Genomic DNA, 14,191 nt, shown 5'->3' on the forward strand with positions numbered 1-14,191 from the left:
CCCGCAAAAAAAAGAAAACCCTTATCCGGCAAACCACCAGATAAGGATTTCCTCCATTCTTTATACTTTTTTAGGATGACAACATTTTTATTACAATGTGATCAGAGCATCTGTAATATTTGTAATTCTGCGGTATCCATCTTCTGTGATCAGGAAATCATCTTCCTGACGGACGCCACCGATTCCCGGAATGTAAATTCCAGGTTCGATCGTATGAACCATTCCCGGCTGAAGGGTCACTTTACTGCCGGTACAGATATACGGCTGTTCATGAATATCCAGTCCGAAGTTGTGTCCCGGACCATGTGGAATATGATAGCCTGCATCTTCTACTACCTTCACGATGATATCTCTGAGCTCGCCCATAACCATTCCCGGTTTCAGGCTGTTCTGACCAGCATCCTTTGCTTTTCTGACTACGTCAAACATCTTGTAAAGCTCCGGATTTTTGGCTTTCCCTACTGCAACAGTACGGGTAATATCCGAGCAGTATCCGTGATAATAAGTCCCGAAATCAATCGTCACAAAATCACCAAGCTGGATTTTTCTATCGGATGCTGTCGCATGACAGTTTGCTCCGTTATCCGGACCAGATGCTACGATCGTCTCGAAGCAGAATCCGGAGCCGCCACGGCTTCTGAACTGATATTCCAGTTCATTTGCAATATCAATCTCCGTAACGCCCGGTTTGATCACATCAAGCAGTGCATAGAAAGATCTCTCTGAAATCCGGCATGCCTGTTCGATCGTCTCGATTTCTTCCGGTGTCTTGATCGCACGTAAAGGTTCTACATAAGACCCTTCGGAAACGAATTTGGTATCAGGCGCCTGACTTACCAGATCCTGATAATCATCAAACGTAAGATCTGCTCCACAGATTGCACACTGTTTTACCCCTGCTTCTGCCGCCAATTTACCGGTCTGGCTGAAGTAATTCAGTCCTTCACCGTAGACAACAACTTCAAATCCTTCTGTTTCCTGTGCGGCCTGGAATTCAAACCGTCCGTCGGTTACAAAATAGTTTTTCTTTTCTGTCAAAAGCAGGACTGCAACTCCATATTCTCCGGTAAAGCCGGTCAGATACTTGATGTCGCTGCCTTTGCTGATCACAATTCCGTCATGACCATTTTTCTTTACAGCATCTACAATTTTCTGTATGCGTGTATTCATTGTTCCATCTCCTACTGAATGAAATCCAAGTTGAATTTCATATTTTCATCATATGATTTGTATGGTTTTCCATCAATATCATAGATGTTTACATTATAATGCCAAGGTTCCGGAAGTGTCTTCTCCGGATAAATGTGCTTCATCAGCTCATATCCTTCCGGATCATAGACCTTCAGTTCCTCTCTTGTGTTGACCGGTCCGCGGATACCATCCCATCGTCCGTCAACACCTTCCTGCATGACATTGAACCAGACAGTACTTAAGGTTGCAAAATACTCTTCGTAATTGCTGATCGCATAAGTGTCCGGCCACAAACCATTGTCGCTGGCATGCTGATATGCTTTCCGGATCATGTCTGCAAGCGTCTGGTCTTTCAGACCATTCATTCCAACCAGATGGATCGCATGTCCGAATTCATGCACAAGGATCATCTCATTTGGATAACTGGTTGCATATCTTCCGGTTCTGAGACGGATCACATTTGCCTCTGAAATAGAGGATGCCGGATTCGTCATCTCACCGCCGTAACCTGCCACGTGGCGGGTTGCAAGCAGATATCCCATTCTGTGTTCCGGGACATCATAAGCATTCTCAAGCAGTCCGAACACAGATACCTCTGCGCCTCTGCGGACGAGCTCTTCTGCTACTTCCGGGATCTTTTCAAGCATCATATCAATAATTGCAAGTGCTTTATCCACTACGACCGGTGTTGTTTTTTCTCCGGCTTTTACTACAATACCGGAGGTTCCTTTTTTGCGGACTACATAATATGGCTGATACACGGTCTGGTAGACCTTTTCATTGTCTGCCGGTCTGTCTTTTACATCAGTCAGCTTTCCGACAACCTGTACGGTAACCTCTCCTGCACATTCCGGATCAACCGGATGAACCAGGGAAAGTGTGGTACGCATGGATTCTTTCTGGTATACCGTACCATAATCCCATGTCATATCACTGGTCCAGTGTACCAGTTCCTGTACTTCCCCTTTGTATTTTACCAGATAATCGTTTTCATTATCAGCACGGCGCATCTGTTCGCCCCAATAAATCTCAATTCTTCTGTCATCGATCAGAATGACTTTTTCGACCGGTGCATAATTACAATTCTCTGACATTTATTTTTCATCCTCCTGAAACATAAACTTATTTCCTGATCTTTTATGCTTCTGCGTTCTTGTCCAGTCCCATTCCGACTGCAAGCTTTTTACTGAAGATTGCTACAACCGCACCGACTGCACATACACCCAAACCGATTGCTACGAAGAACGGAATTTCGCTTCCTTCTTTGTAGAAGTTTGTAAGCAGCGTGTTAAGAGCAGCTCCTGTAGACTGTGACATTGACCAGATTGTCATCATCTGTGTCATGAATGCCTTCGGTGCTGCAACAGCCGTGATTGAGTAACCGATCGGGCAGGTAAATCCTTCACCAAGCATCAGGATTGCATAGAATAATACGATCCACCATGCGCTGACTTTTGCATCTCCAGGATAGATTACATAGAGGAGTGCAATGATTAAAGCTCCAAATCCCCAGAAGATTGTTCCGATACCCATCTTTGTGGTTCCGTATGGCTGTTTCTTTCCGAGTTTTGTCCATACTGCTGTCAGGATACTTCCGATGATAACTGCAAATACTGCTGGGATTGTCTGCATAGATGCTGCAGGCACTTCAATTCCGAACAGTACACGGTTAACCTTTTCTTCATAGAAGATTGCAAGGATTGAAATTGTCTGTGTCCAGATCAGCAGGGTAACTGCGTTACAGATGAACGGCGGAACCAGGCAGAGAATTTTCTTCTTCTCATGTGGCTCTGTCTTTTTACTTTTGTAAATAACTACCAGGTATACGATCGGGATAATGATCGATACAGTACTGATTACATTTGAGAATACAGAAATACTTAATGTTCCTGTTGCAAAAAGCGTTGCAAGAACAACTGCGCAGATAACAAGTACAATGATCATCTTTGTGATGAAAGAACGTTTCTTATCATCCGGAAGCGGATCATCCGGTTCAATACCGATATTACCGAAGAACGGTTTGTATGTAACTGCATATACAACGATACCCAGGAATGCAAGGACTGCACATGCCGCGAATGCTGCATGGTATCCGAGTGCTGCTGCGATTGCACCGGAAAGTACCGGAGCTGCTGCACCAATGTTGGAAATTACGTAAGAAATCGTGTAAGCGCTGTCACGTCTTCCATCGGATTCATCATAGAATTTTCCAAGAAGAGCATCCAGACATCTGCCACCGAACATCGGTCCGATTGCCAGACATCCCATAGCGATTCCATAGCCAGGAACACCAAGTGGTAATGCAAGGCATACATATCCAATAAATGAAAGTGATCTTGCTATAAATAAAGACTTCCGACATCCTAAGATACGGTCGCAGACAAAGCTTCCGACAATACCTGTCAGTACGACAACTGTTGAATATAAAGAGATCAGCTGTGCTGCATTTGCCTTGCTGAATCCAAGTCCTTCCGGTGCATTTGCGTATAAGTAGTAAATCAGTACCGCACTCATCGCATAGTTTGCAAAAGAGTTACAAAGCTGCATAAAGCTCAGGGTTCCCACACCCTTTGGCTGTCCTAAAAAGGCGGTTTGTTTTCTTAACGCCTCATCATGTTCGTTCATTATTTTTCCCTCCAAAATAACCTTTTGTATTCAATTCATTCAACAAAAAACAATCGTTAATTTTTCCCCATCCTCAGATGTCTTCACTCCTCCTTGTTTCATAATTTTTAACTTTTGTTTTTTATTTTGAACATACAAGTATCTTACTTTTTTTTGTTCACTTTGTCAATATTTTCGTCTGTAAATATGAATTTTTGTTCACATTCATAAACATTGACAAAAAAAGAACGCAAAAAACGTCTTTTCCCCGTTTTTTGCGCCCTTTTTTCGTCATTTTTATGTATTATTTATTTCTGGTTGCGGAACTGTACCGGTGTGATATTGTACGCCTTCTTGAAAAGTCTGTTGAAATGCTCTACATTCTGATATCCAACGGTCAGTGCAATATTTTCAACGGTCATGCTGCTGCTCTTTAACAGGGCACGTGCCTTTTTCATTCTGACTTTTTTGACAATATCCCCGAAAGTCATTCCGGATTTTTCTTTGATATATTTAGAAAGATACGGTTTGGACAGGAAGAATTTTTCTGCCAGATCATCTAAAGATACATCCAGATAATTTGCCTGGATATAGTTCATGATCTCTACCATTCTTTCATCTTTACATTCATTCACATTCTTCAGTTCATCGATCTTATTGACAGCAACTGTCAATGCCTCAATAGAAGCTTTGATGATATCGGCATCAATTCCGACTCCCCAGTAGGTCTTTCCATTGCAGATGACACCTACATAAGCACATGCCTTGGAAGAAGAACCACGTGTCAGGGAATGTTCTTCGTAGAAGCTCAGTTCATAGCTGATACCAAAGTACTGTTTGATCGCATTGCTGACTGCGTCAAGACGTCCGTTACCGCCTGCTGTTACCACACGTTTTCCATTTGCATGGGAAATGGTTGCATCTGCTATAATTCCATCTTCCTGTTTGAAGTGGCATTCATCGATAGAGAAGATTCCTTTGTAATTTACATAATGATCTTCAAAAATGTGGTATACCCAGTCCGGAGTCAGCTCCTTGTGTGCTTTATCGGATACATCTTTTACCATGTAGCCGACTTCTTCACGCATTTCTTTCGGAACGCTGATGCCAAAGTTCTGTTTCAGAATGTAGCTTACACCGCCTTTTCCTGACTGGCTGTTGATACGGATAACATCTTTATCGTAAGTTCTTCCGATGTCCTTCGGATCAATCGGCAGATACGGTACGGTCCAGTGATCTCTTTCTTCCGCTTCACGCCATGCCATACCTTTTGCGATGGCATCCTGATGGGAGCCGGAGAATGCGGTAAATACCAGATCTCCTGCATATGGCTGTCTTTCATAGACATGCATTCTGGTCAGGCGTTCGTAGATTTCACGGATCTTTGGAATGTCAGTGAAATCCAGTCCCGGATCTACACCCTGTGAGAACATATTGAGTGCCAGTGTCACGATATCCACGTTACCGGTACGTTCTCCATTTCCAAATAAGGTTCCTTCGATACGGTCTGCACCTGCAAGAATACCCATTTCAGCAGTTGCCACACCGCATCCACGGTCGTTGTGTGGGTGAAGGCTGAGTACCACGCCATCACGGTATTTCAGATTCTTATCTACATATTCCACCTGTCCTGCAAATACATGCGGCATTGCGTTTTCTACGGTTGTCGGAATGTTGATGATTACTTTTTTATCTTTTGTCGGCTGCCATACATCCAGTACTGCATTGCAGACATCCACTGCATAGTCCACCTCTGTTCCTGAAAAGCTTTCCGGACTGTACTCGAAAGTAAAGTTTCCTTCTGTCTGATCAGCAAGCTGTTTTAACAGCTTTGCTCCGTCGATGGCGATTTGTTTTACCTGTTCTTTGTCTTTTTTGAAAACCTGTTCTCTCTGTGCAACAGAGGTTGAGTTGTACACGTGGATCACAGCATGTGGTGCTCCCTGTACGGCTTCAAAGGTACGTTTGATGATGTGCTCTCTTGCCTGTGTCAGTACCTGGACAGTCACGTCATCCGGAATCATGTCTTTCTCGATCAGGGTACGCATGAACTGGTACTCTGTCTCAGATGCTGCCGGGAATCCGACTTCGATCTCTTTGAATCCCACATCAACCAATAACTGGAAGAATTCCAGCTTTTCATCCAGACTCATCGGCTCGATCAGTGCCTGGTTTCCATCACGCAGGTCAACGCTGCACCAGATCGGCGGTGCGTCTACATAATCTTTTTTCACCCAATCATATTCAAATTTCGGAGGCATAAAATATTGTCTCTCGTATTTTTTACAATTTTCCATTTTGTTTCTCTCCTTTTATTTAATTGGAAAGGGCGGCATCTGCTTTTTCTTCTGTTCATATGAAAAAACAAGAAATTTTTCATAAAAATCACACAATTTGCCTAATTCCTGACTTTTCACAAATATCCGTCAACTTTCTTGTCTTATTTTGTTGTCTAGCTAATGCTAACATATCTTATCGCGAAAGTCCATTGATGAATTTAAGCAATTTTCTTGATCTATTTTATTCTTCTCGTGTTTTAAAAATTAAATTGGTAAAACATTTCACACATTTTCATGGCTATCCAGGTAAATGTTCTCCGTCTGACTGTTTCTTTTACAACAGCCTGGCAGCTCCCCCATTTCTCCCCGTTTAAGAGATACGTGATCTGTCCGACCGGTGTTCCGCTTTTCACCGGCGCATCCAGTTTTTCCGGTACTTCTGTCTTTTCTTCTGCCACATCATCATCTCCGACCAGAATCTTACCCGGACTTTCTTTTCCTTTGATTTCCACTTCCACTGCTGCTTTTCCAAACAAACCATTTTGGGAAACACCGTTTTCCACGGGTATTTTCGAAAGCTCCGGTATTTTCCACACCTCATCGTAACGATAGTGTGCCATTCCGTACTCCATCAGTTTTCTGGTATCTGTCCATTTATAATTCTTGTTGTTTGGCCAGCCACAGGCAAGCAGTGCCACTACAAATGTACGATCCTCACTCTGTAAAGCCCCTACATAGCAATATCCGGCATCCCCGGTAAACCCTGTTTTCCCGGAAATCGCGCCATCCATCATCTGAAGAAATGCATTGTGGTTGCTGCAGCTAAAATTCTCCTTTCCCTCAGCATCAGAAAAGCTGTATGCCGGCATTTGCGTGATCGCAAGAAATTCTGCAGCTTTGGGAGAACGCAGGACACAGTAGCTCATGATTTTTGCCAGATCTGCAGCTGAAATGCTGTGCACACCGCCCACATCCTCTCCATCCAATCCGTTTGGCGTAACAAAATGTGCCTCAGTGCATCCGATCTCTTCTGCCTTTTCATTCATCCACCCGGCAAATTGCGGAACGGATCCTGCAAGGTGTTCCGCGATCGCCACTGCAGAATCATTATGGGATTCCAGCATCAGGGAATATAGAAGATCCCCCAGATAAAACGCTTCCCCTTCGTGCATTCCCAGATGAACCTTCGGCTGCGCGACCGCATTTGCAGAGGCTGTCACCAGGTCCTTCGGATTTCCCTTTTCCAGCGCAAGAATGCAGGTCATGATCTTCGTTGTACTTGCCATCGGGCGCATTACATGCTCTTCTTTTCCGAGCAGAACCCTGCCGCTGTCCGCATCCACCAGCGCAGCGGAACGGGCATAGAGTCGGGTAAGAAGCTGCTCCCTTTCCTGCTCACGGGTTTCTTTTTCCTGTGCAGTCTGCGCATCCGAGACCGGTTCCTTTTGCTGCGTAGTCTCCATTATCTGTGTCCGTTCATTTTCTTCCGCAGGCACTTTCCCGGATAAGACCTTACTCGGACTTTCTCCTGTGGATTCTCTCCATAGCATCTTTCCTTGAAAAATCTGCAAACTAAAAAAGAATACCATGCACGCTGCCAGAATCCCTCTTCTGGTCCGTGCCGGTATTCCATTCCTCTTCTTTTCATTCTTTTTCATGCGCCCCGGTCTCCCTCCTGCTCTTTTCTGTTCCATTTTATGAACAGGGACGGGCGTTTATACTATGGATTCCATTTTAAATATTCAGCCGGATCTGTGCCTCATCTTCCGCTTCTTCTTTGAATGTCTCCAGCTTCTCCGGTTCAATGCCCGGGAGATCATCTAAAGACTGCACACTGAATCTGCGCAGAAATTCTTCGGTTGTTCCAAAAAGCAGCGGACGTCCCGGTGCATCAAGGCGCCCAAGCTCGCAGACCAGATTGTACTCGATCAGCTTGTTTACCGCATGATCCGATTTGACTCCGCGAATCTTCTCAATCTCCAGCTTGGTGATCGGCTGACGGTAAGCAATGATTGAAAGCGTCTCCAGCATGACATCTGTCAGAACATACTTTTTCGGCTGCTTTGCGATCCGGATCAGATACTCATACATCTCCGGTTTGCTACAGAGCTGATATGCATGATCCAGTTCGATGATCCGGATGCCACGCTCCTCTTTCTGATACTTGTCCATCATATTATGGATAAGTTTCTCCGTCGTCGGCACATCCTGCTCGATCGCGGATGCGATCTTACTCACCTCGACCGAATCTCCCATAGTGAACAGGATTGCCTCTATGATACTCTCCAACTGTTTTGTTCTCATTTTCTTCTATACTCCTTGCCGCAGTCCCTCGTCCGATGTAATGATGATATCATCAAACGTATGTTCCTGATATACCTGTATCTCTCCTGTCTTCATCAGCTCCAGCACCGCCAGGAAGGTGACAATGATCTGTACCTTGGATGCCTGCTTTTTCAGGAGATCCCGAAAACTGAATCTGTGATGTACCTTTGCATACTCATAAACATATTCCAGTTTCTCCGGAAGCGTAACCTCTTCTTTCTCGATCTTGCCGAACTTACTTCGGATCGGATCCGTCTTATCTGCCTGTCTTTTCAGGATATCCTGAAAAATATCATTCAGCTTCGTCAGGGTCAGCCCGTCAAGAAGCGTATCCAGATCTACCGGTTCTTCGTATTTCTTTACTTCATCCGGAATAGTCGCTCCCTTATAGAACAGCTTTTCTCCGTCCACCTGGCGGTCACGCAGTTCATAAGACATGTATTTGTACATCTTGTACTGCAAAAGCTGCTCTACCAGTTCCTGACGCGGATCTTCTTCCTCGCCCTCTTCATTGACTTCCTTTGGAAGAAGCATCTTGCATTTGATGTCCAGAAGTGTCGCCGCCATGACCAGAAATTCACTCATGACATTCAGGTCTGCTCTGTCCATCGCCTGGATATATTCCATATACTGGTTGGTGATCTCTACGATCGGAATATCGTAGATGTCTATTTTATTTTTATCGATCAAATGTAAGAGCAGATCCAGAGGTCCCTCAAAAACCTGCAGCTTTACCGGTATTCCTTTTCCCATAGATATCCTTTCCAGTCAAATTGTCGATAACCTTATTTATTATACAGGAAAGCCGGGATGATATCAAGTACGACTAACTCTGCCGGATTCCAGAAGCGGAAATTGATCGTGTGGGTTCCGAGCCCTTTGCTGACCACAATATATTTCCCGTCTTTTTCATAACAGTCCCCGCTGTAGCGTGGAAACAGACGGAACTGCGGACTGATCACACCGCCAAGCAGTGGAAGTCTGGCAATCCCGCCATGTAAATGTCCGGACAGCACCAGATCTGCTCCCCACTTCCAATAGGTTTCTGCGTAAAGCGGATGATGTGCCATTAAAATGCAGTATGCGTCCGTCTCTGCACTGCCAATCCGTTCTTCCATCTCGCCAGTCGTAAGCGGACACACCTTCCATCCTTTTTTATAGCATCCAAATGGAAGCTCCATCCCATATAAGCGCAGCTTCATCCCGTTTACCGGGATCTCTTCTGATCCATTCACCAGGACATGAATCCCTGCCTTTTTCAGTTCATTCTCATAATATCCATATTCTTTGCCGTAAATCTCCGGCTGCTCATGCATTCTCTGCTCATGATTGCCATTACAGCACCAGACCGGTGCGATCTGTGGAAGTTTTTTCATCAAATCCGCTGCCGGTGTCCAGTCTCTTCCGGCTTTCCCGACCAGCATATCGCCGCCTGCCAGGATCAGATCCGGCTTTGCTTCCCTGATCGCCAAAAGCAGCTCCTCATTCTCTTTTCCATAGACATGATTATGCAGATCACTTAAGAAAGCAATCCGTACTTTTCCGGCATCTCCCTTTATTTTACTGGTTCTGATCCGGTATCTTGTAATCTTGAAGCAGTGCAGCTCCCGCCATACTTCTGCAAGAACTGCTGCTGCAAAAATCACCAGTATCAATACGATAATCCCTGTTGTCTTCATCTCTTCCCTCTTTCGTTATACCATCATTTCTTCCAGAATTTTAAGGAATGCGCCCCCAAATGTCAACTCCCCGACACCTTCTGTCGCATAAACCGGAACGCTTCCGATGGTTTTCTCATTCAGCCGGTAAATGACTTCTCCGATCTGGTCGCCTTTCTTTACCGGGGCAGTCTGTTTCTGTATCTGTACCTCTTTTTCCACGGCAGACAGATCTGATCCACTGGTATCCACATACCGGAAGCCCTCCAGCGTCTCTCCCTTTGCCTTCTCCTGCATTCCATGTTTCACTTCGGCATACACAATTTTTTCCAGTGCCTTTTCATCCTGGTAAATACTGCATTTCCCAAAGCCATAGTTTAACATGGCAATGGCATCCTTTATCCGTGTCTTAGAATCCGGCTCTGCCATCACAACCGCAATCATATTGACCCCGTCTTTTCTTGCCGTTGCAGACAGGCAGAACTTCGCACCGCTTGTGGATCCGGTCTTCAGTCCGGTTGCGTATTCATACTGCCGGATCAGTTTGTTGGTATTACTCAGTCCGAATTCACTGCTGCCCTTTGCCGTAGTGTGGGTAATATTTTCCATCCAGATCGTTGAGTAGTTCTCGATCTGTGGATACTTCGTGATCAGTTCCCGTGACATCAGTGCAATGTCTCTCGCTGTCGTCAGATGCCCTTCCGTGTCCAGTCCATTGCAGTTGACAAAATGGGTATTCGTCATTCCAAGCCCTGCCGATCTCTGATTCATCTTTTCCACAAAAGCCGGTTCATTCCCGGCAATCTTTTCTGCCATCGCCACGCAGGCATCATTGGCACTTGCCACAGCAATGCACTTGATCATTGTATCCACAGTCTGCTTCTCACCAGCTTCCAGAAATACCTGGGATCCGCCCATCGATGCAGCGTACTCAGAAGTTGTGACTTCGGTATCCGGCGTGATCGTTCCGTCTGCCAGTGCATCAAAGATCAGAAGCAGCGTCATAACCTTTGTCACACTCGCCGGGGGCCTTTTCTCATCCGCATTTTTTTCTAAGAGAACCTGACCTCCGGAAGCTTCCATAATAACTGCAGACTCAGCAGATAGTTCCAGATCGGTCAGATTGCCCGAATTGTCTCTGTTCGTCTGCTCCGGATCCTCCTGCCGGATCACATCCTGCATAGCTTTCGGTCTTTCTCCCGGCTCGAAAACATCTGCCGCCCGGACCGGGATCCCATATACGGTCTGCACGCACAGAACCATGCCAAGCAGACCTGCCAGAAATTTGCGCATCATAAGACTCCTTTTTTCCATCCATCGATACTATATAAATAAGCCTTCTGACAGGAAAATAGAACCTTTCTTTACACTTCCCGGTTCATTTTTTCGCCTTCCTCATTGAACCAGTCCATTGCCTGACAGATTCCTTCTTCTGCAAATGGGAATTCTCTCTTTGTGATCTTTTCCTGTGGAATCTTATCATAAATAAACGGTCCTTCCCAGATACTTCCGACAAGAATCGTTTCTGAATTTTCCTCATCGGTCTTTTTTTCTTCTTTCGCCAGGCGATAGTTCATTTTTCCCATACTTCCGTTAAATTTCGCTTTTTTATAAAAATTCAGCGGAAAAAGCTGCATTCTTTCTAACATATTTTTCACCTCAAAAACCGGCACAGAAACTGGGGGATTTCTGTGCCGGTACTCTATTTTTTATACAATTATATCAATAAGTCGGAGGAATGTCTATACTATGCAGTCTTCTGATCTGCCTCATATTTTGCAGCAACTTCGTTGATTGCATCTCTCATGATCTCGATTGCCTGATCTACGTGTTCTTTTGCAAGGATCAGCGGCGGGATCATACGGTTTACGCTGTCGCCGATCGCTGTGATCAGAAGTCTTCTTCTGAAGCATGCCCATTTTACTTCAAGAGCGATCGGAATATCGTATTCGCATCCTACCAGAAGTCCTTTTCCTCTTGCTTCTTTTACATGTGGAAGCTCTGCAAGTTTTTCTTTCATGTATTCACCCATTACTTTTGCATTTCCACTTAAATCTTTGTCGAGGATTTCAGAAATGGAAGCAAGAGATGCGGCACATGCAAGTGGATGTCCACCGTATGTAGAGCCATGTGTTCCTGATGTAAATACTGCAGCTACTTCTTCGCTTGCGCAGCATGCACCGATCGGCATTCCGCCTCCCATAGCTTTTGCCATCGTTACACAGTCAGGTTTTACACCATATCCCATGAATGCCATTGGAGATCCTGTACGTCCCCATCCGGTCTGTACTTCATCGAGAAGGAGAAGCATACCTCTTTCATTACAGAGTTTACGAAGTCCTTCGATAAATTCCTGTGTTGCCGGATGTACACCACCTTCGCCCTGTACCGGCTCGATCATGATCGCGATCGTGTTATCTGTTACTTTTGACTTGAAATCTTCAAGGTTGTTATATTCTGCGTAGGAGAATCCCGGAAGCATCGGTTTGAATCCAAGCTGGCATGCATTATCCGGCTGTCCTGTTGCGGAAAGTGCTCCGTATGTTCTTCCGTGGAAACCATTGATTGCTGTTACGATATGGTAATGTTCCGGGCCATATTTTTCAACGCCGTATTTTCTTGCCATCTTGATCATACATTCGTTGGCTTCTGTTCCTGAGTTCTGGAAGAAAATCTTATCCATTCCGATCGTGTCACAGATCTTCTTTGCGAGAAGTGCCTGTGGAATTGTGTATGGGTAATTGAATGTATGCATGATGTCATCAAGCTGGTCTTTTACTGCTGCGACAACCTTCGGATTTCTGTTACCTGGTGTATTTACGGCAACTCCACCATAAAAGTCGAGGTAAGCTACTCCTTTTTCATCGTAGAGATACATACCTTCTGCACGTTCTGCGATAAAATCATATCTTGCATAGGTTTCTACCATATATTTTTTTACAATGTCCTTTAATTCTTCTGCTGTGAGTCCTGTGTCTTTGAGTTTCATAAGAATCTCCTCGCTTTCCTTCTTTTGATCATATACTACTTCATGCTATTCGTTCCGGACTTCGAATAAAAATGTGTAAAAGAATGTGCCTTTTGTTTAGCAGGAAATCCCTTCGGAATTTACCGCTAAACAAAAAGACGCCATGTACTAACTGTACATGACGTCCTTGTCGTTTACAAGACACAGTATAGACCACAGTCTATGGTTTTGTCAACAACAATTATGTCAAAAAATTATCTTTCATTTTGTCTTTTGCTTGTTCAATCTGCTGTATTTGTTCCTCATCCATGCTTTCCCGAAGATTTTCTTTCTTCTGGCGATAAATTGTCGCGGAAAAATCCATAATGTATCCAATCAGGATCAGATTGCCAATTGCACGCCCTGCACGAACCGGTATCATGGCAACAAACGCTGCAACTATGTTCTGCAGGAACATAAAAAGGAACAACGTATAGAATCCCCATGCGATCGAACTCTCCAGACAGATGATCCCCCTGTAGTTAAATGGCTTCTCATGGTAATCCCACCAGATCTCACCGAAAATGCGCTTCATCACAAGTGCCGTCAGAAATTCCAACGTCGTTGCAAGAAACGATCCCAGGAAAAACAGCAGTATACTATTGTCGCTATACGGACGTAATATAAAAAACACCGTAAGAGCACCAAACCCGTAGATCGGGCAAAACGGACCTTTTGCAAAGCCCCTGTTCGTAATCTTATGATTACAAAATGACATATAGATGGATTCCACCAGCCATCCCATCATGCTGTAAGTCAGAAACCACATCACAACCTCATATCCATCTATTCCAAATATTATCCTATTCCACCACATAAAATTTTCCTGTAAAAATGGAGGGTTTATGAATCATAAACCCTCCATTATTGTTCTGCACATATTAGTTATATTTACGTTTTCTAGCAGCTTCAGATTTCTTTTTACGTCTAACGCTTGGTTTTTCGTAATGTTCTCTTTTGCGAATCTCCTGCTGAATTCCTGCTTTGGCACAGTTTCTTTTGAATCTGCGTAAAGCACTATCTAACGTTTCGTTTTCTTTAACGATTACATTTGACATAGTCTCACACCTAACCTCCCCTCCAGCCTGGTATTGTGCATCATACGACTGTTCGGGTATATTTATTGC

13 protein-coding genes are annotated in these 14,191 nt (G+C 44.5%); all 13 read right to left on the reverse strand.

Annotation, left to right across the window (positions count from 1 at the left end; genetic code table 11):
- Nucleotides 1-90 precede the first annotated feature (90 nt).
- On the reverse strand, nt 91-1,170 hold the full coding sequence (locus tag PG840_RS01195) for a M24 family metallopeptidase (RefSeq protein ID WP_055247096.1): 1,080 nt from the start codon (nt 1,168-1,170) through the stop codon (nt 91-93).
- Nucleotides 1,171-1,181: 11 nt separating this feature from the next.
- Entirely contained in the window at nt 1,182-2,285 is a 1,104-nt protein-coding gene (locus PG840_RS01200; RefSeq protein WP_270205157.1) for a hypothetical protein, read from the reverse strand.
- A gap of 43 nt (nt 2,286-2,328) precedes the next feature.
- Entirely contained in the window at nt 2,329-3,816 is a 1,488-nt protein-coding gene (locus PG840_RS01205) for a peptide MFS transporter (RefSeq protein ID WP_270205158.1), read from the reverse strand.
- A 287-nt stretch (nt 3,817-4,103) separates the two neighbouring features.
- Complete coding sequence (locus PG840_RS01210) at nt 4,104-6,092, reverse strand: 2-isopropylmalate synthase (protein WP_008369222.1); 1,989 nt, start codon at nt 6,090-6,092, stop codon at nt 4,104-4,106.
- 239 nt (nt 6,093-6,331) lie between these two features.
- Nucleotides 6,332-7,732 (reverse strand): D-alanyl-D-alanine carboxypeptidase family protein, encoded by a 1,401-nt coding sequence (locus tag PG840_RS01215; protein WP_270205159.1) that lies wholly within the window; start codon nt 7,730-7,732, stop codon nt 6,332-6,334.
- A gap of 76 nt (nt 7,733-7,808) precedes the next feature.
- A complete protein-coding gene (gene scpB / locus PG840_RS01220) occupies nt 7,809-8,378 on the reverse strand; it encodes an SMC-Scp complex subunit ScpB (RefSeq protein ID WP_055155895.1) in 570 nt (189 codons plus the stop codon).
- Nucleotides 8,379-8,384: 6 nt separating this feature from the next.
- The gene (locus PG840_RS01225; RefSeq protein WP_173685147.1) at nt 8,385-9,152 is read right to left on the reverse strand and encodes a segregation and condensation protein A; all 768 of its coding nucleotides are present in this window, start codon (nt 9,150-9,152) and stop codon (nt 8,385-8,387) included.
- A 32-nt stretch (nt 9,153-9,184) separates the two neighbouring features.
- The gene (locus PG840_RS01230; RefSeq protein WP_195502052.1) at nt 9,185-10,078 is read right to left on the reverse strand and encodes a metallophosphoesterase; all 894 of its coding nucleotides are present in this window, start codon (nt 10,076-10,078) and stop codon (nt 9,185-9,187) included.
- 15 nt (nt 10,079-10,093) lie between these two features.
- Nucleotides 10,094-11,350 carry a D-alanyl-D-alanine carboxypeptidase family protein gene (locus PG840_RS01235; RefSeq protein WP_270205177.1) on the reverse strand — a complete coding sequence of 419 codons (1,257 nt, stop codon included), beginning with the start codon at nt 11,348-11,350 and terminating at the stop codon, nt 10,094-10,096.
- Between the two features lie 71 nt (nt 11,351-11,421).
- The gene (locus tag PG840_RS01240; protein ID WP_022219906.1) at nt 11,422-11,706 is read right to left on the reverse strand and encodes a hypothetical protein; all 285 of its coding nucleotides are present in this window, start codon (nt 11,704-11,706) and stop codon (nt 11,422-11,424) included.
- 98 nt (nt 11,707-11,804) lie between these two features.
- Nucleotides 11,805-13,046: an aspartate aminotransferase family protein gene (locus tag PG840_RS01245; protein ID WP_270205160.1), complete on the reverse strand. Its 1,242-nt coding sequence runs from the start codon at nt 13,044-13,046 to the stop codon at nt 11,805-11,807.
- 220 nt (nt 13,047-13,266) lie between these two features.
- On the reverse strand, nt 13,267-13,881 hold the full coding sequence (locus PG840_RS01250; RefSeq protein ID WP_008369238.1) for a putative ABC transporter permease: 615 nt from the start codon (nt 13,879-13,881) through the stop codon (nt 13,267-13,269).
- A 64-nt stretch (nt 13,882-13,945) separates the two neighbouring features.
- Nucleotides 13,946-14,122, reverse strand: a complete 177-nt coding sequence (gene rpsU / locus PG840_RS01255) for a 30S ribosomal protein S21 (RefSeq protein WP_004054229.1) — start codon at nt 14,120-14,122, stop codon at nt 13,946-13,948.
- Between the last annotated feature and the right edge of the window lie 69 nt (nt 14,123-14,191).

Origin of the sequence: Coprococcus sp. AM97-35, assembly GCF_027697525.1 — a bacterium.
In the GTDB taxonomy this organism is placed as follows: domain Bacteria; phylum Bacillota; class Clostridia; order Lachnospirales; family Lachnospiraceae; genus Allocoprococcus; species Allocoprococcus comes.